The sequence below is a fragment of the uncultured Marinobacter sp. genome (genome assembly GCF_963974375.1).
In the GTDB taxonomy this organism is placed as follows: Bacteria; Pseudomonadota; Gammaproteobacteria; order Pseudomonadales; family Oleiphilaceae; genus Marinobacter.
Genome location: NZ_CAXBDN010000398.1, coordinates 1 through 2421, shown reverse-complemented (window position 1 = coordinate 2421; position 2421 = coordinate 1). Strand labels below are relative to the sequence as shown.

The window sequence follows — 2421 nt, the reverse complement described above, 5'->3', positions numbered from 1 at the left end:
GAAGGTATGGGAGCACCAGAGCCATGGTTTGCAGCTGATGTTGCGGGCGCTGCAGAAGGATCTGGAAGCGGCGGTAACCGCAGATTGCCAGCAATGGGCGCTGTCGCTGAGTGAAACCCTGCAACGGGCGGTCAAGGTCACCCAGCAGCTGGGCCAGGCGTTACAGAGTGAGCCGGCCGACGAGGTGCTGGCCAACGCCAGCCGCTACCTGCGCCTGTTCAGTTACATTATGGCGGCCTGGATGTGGCTGCGGCAGGCCAACGTCGCGGCCCGGCAGCTGGTGCAGACGACTCCGGACAACCAGGGCTATTATCGCGGCAAACTGCAGGCGGCCCGCTATTTCTTCCACTGGGAACTGCCGACGGTAGCTCAGGATCTGGTGCTGCTGCAGAATCGCGACACCACCTGCCTTGAAATGCGTCCTGACTGGTTTTGAGTGGTTTATCAGGCAAACACCCAGATCAGAACTACCCCCAGCACAATCCGGTAAGCCACAAAGGGCATCATGCCGATGCGCTTGATGAAGGCCAGAAAGTAATGGATGCAGAGATAGGCCGACAGCCCTGACAGGGCAATGCCTGCCAGCACCGAGCCCCAGTAGACCGGCTCGGGGCTCTCGATGAGGGACAGAATCTGCAGGCCGCAGGCCAGCACAATCACCGGGATAGACAGCAGGAACGAGAAGCGGGCAGCACTTTCGCGGCTCATTCCCAGCATCAGGGCGGCGGTAATGGTAATGCCCGAGCGGGAGGTACCGGGAAACAGCGCCAGGGCCTGGGCGCAACCAATCATCAGAACGTCTTTCCAGTTCATCTGGTGCTCGGTACGGGTGCCGCGGTGGCGCCAGTCGGCCCAGCCCAGCAGCAGACCGAATACAATCAGTCCGGCGGCCAGGTACAGCGGGGAGCGCAATACCGTTTCGATAGTGTCCTTGAAGGCGAGACCTGCAAGGCCCACCGGAATGGTGCCCAGCAACACCGCCCAGGCCAGTTTGGCGTCCTGATCCGGCTTGCGGGTGGCCAGAGAAACGGTCCAGCTGCGGGTCATGGCGATCAGGTCATGGCGAAAATAAAGTACCACCGCCAGCAGACTGCCGAGGTGAAGCGCAACATCAAACGCCAGGCCCTGATCGTCCCAGGCCGTCATGACCGGAACCAGAATCAGGTGTGCAGAAGAAGAAACCGGCAGGAACTCGGTAATGCCCTGCACCACCGAAAGAACGAAAACCTGAAGCCAGTCCATGGTAAACCCTTGTTTGAAGGAGCCGGAAAAGACGGGCGATAGTGTAGAGAAAAGGCTTCGTCCTGAACAGTCCGGAGGAAACTGGCAAAAGCTTGCCCGGTGCGCCAGACTGACTGTGATAACCAACAACAAGAATACGATATAAGCAGGTAAGGATATGGCTGATCCCAGGGCTGCCCTGCATCATTCCTTGCAGGATCTTCTCACCCGGCATGTTCATCAGCGGGACATGGTGGAGATTGTGTTCCGGGACCCGTCCGGACAGATTCAGACACTGCATTCGCGAATCAGGGATCTGTTTGTCCGTCCCGGTGGCAACTTCATAGCCCTTGAATGCGGACAGCTGGTACCAGCGGATCACGTTATTCTGCTGAACGGTTATCCCCTGACCGCGTATTGAAAAGAGTTAACCTTGAAGCAATGCTGCTGATACAGCTTATGCTTTAGAGTGGTTCCTGAGGTTACGCAGTGAACGGCCATTTTCTCAAATGGCCTTTGCGAATTTTTAACCAGGAAGGGACGACTTATGAGAAAGCTGACGCTGAGCATATTCGCGATTCTGTTTGCCTTTGGTCTGGCAGCCTGCAGCGACTCCAGTGACGATCAGGACGGCCCGGATTTTGACCGCGCCGGAGACAATGCTGCAGAAATGATGGAAGATGCCGGAGACGCCATGGGCGACGCCGCCGATTCCGCCGCTGAATCCACCTCGGAGGCCTGGGATAACACCAAAGACGCCGCCAGTGATGCCGGTGAGGCCACCAGTGACTGGGCGGATGAAACCGGCGATGAAGTTGAAGAAGATTATGATGATATGACCAATTAAAACCGGTTTTTGATCAGTATGTGAAAGGCCCCGTTTGGGGCCTTTCTTTTTGAGTTCATAAAAACGCCACACGATTGAAACATGGCTCACCTCTAATACTTTCACGAGTCCAATAATCAAACTCCTGGGAGAGAACCGTGTTTAAAAAGAAACAATCACTTGTAGTGGACAATAGTGGCATTGATCCGGTAACCAACTTCAGCGACAACGCCAGTTTTCAGTCGGTGCTGTCTTCTCGTCTCGAACGTCGCACTGTCCTCAAGGGCGCTATGGGCGCCTCGCTGGTCGGCTTTTTTGGCCTGACGGCGGCCGGTTGCAACAGTAGTTCGTCAGATGACTCCGCCGGCACGCCT

Annotated in this window: 5 protein-coding genes; 4 read left to right on the top strand and 1 reads right to left on the bottom strand. The window is 56.5% G+C overall.

Annotation, left to right across the window (positions count from 1 at the left end):
* Nucleotides 1-436: acyl-CoA dehydrogenase C-terminal domain-containing protein (locus AAC035_RS20625; protein WP_339806995.1), on the top strand; the 436-nt coding region annotated here is incomplete at its 5' end.
* An 8-nt stretch (nucleotides 437-444) separates the two neighbouring features.
* Here the strand turns inward: AAC035_RS20625 and AAC035_RS20620 are convergent.
* Nucleotides 445-1242: an undecaprenyl-diphosphate phosphatase gene (locus AAC035_RS20620; protein WP_339806993.1), complete on the bottom strand. Its 798-nt coding sequence runs from the start codon at nucleotides 1240-1242 to the stop codon at nucleotides 445-447.
* Between the two features lie 157 nt (nucleotides 1243-1399).
* Between AAC035_RS20620 and AAC035_RS20615 the strand changes: the two genes are divergently transcribed.
* The 3 genes from AAC035_RS20615 to AAC035_RS20605 form a co-directional block, all read left to right on the top strand.
* Complete coding sequence (locus AAC035_RS20615) at nucleotides 1400-1642, top strand: hypothetical protein (RefSeq protein WP_339806992.1); 243 nt, start codon at nucleotides 1400-1402, stop codon at nucleotides 1640-1642.
* A 126-nt stretch (nucleotides 1643-1768) separates the two neighbouring features.
* Nucleotides 1769-2068 carry a hypothetical protein gene (locus AAC035_RS20610; protein ID WP_339806991.1) on the top strand — a complete coding sequence of 100 codons (300 nt, stop codon included), beginning with the start codon at nucleotides 1769-1771 and terminating at the stop codon, nucleotides 2066-2068.
* Nucleotides 2069-2205: 137 nt separating this feature from the next.
* The coding region (locus AAC035_RS20605) for a hypothetical protein (RefSeq protein ID WP_339806990.1) at nucleotides 2206-2421 on the top strand (216 nt) is incomplete at its 3' end.

What these genes read in the sequence shown, in the direction of transcription:
- AAC035_RS20620 (WP_339806993.1), bottom strand. Translation starts at nt 1,242, where the DNA reads ATGGACTGGCTTCAGGTTTTCGTTCTTTCGGTGGTGCAGGGCATTACC.
- AAC035_RS20615 (WP_339806992.1), top strand. Translation starts at nt 1,400, where the DNA reads ATGGCTGATCCCAGGGCTGCCCTGCATCATTCCTTGCAGGATCTTCTC.
- AAC035_RS20610 (WP_339806991.1), top strand. Translation starts at nt 1,769, where the DNA reads ATGAGAAAGCTGACGCTGAGCATATTCGCGATTCTGTTTGCCTTTGGT.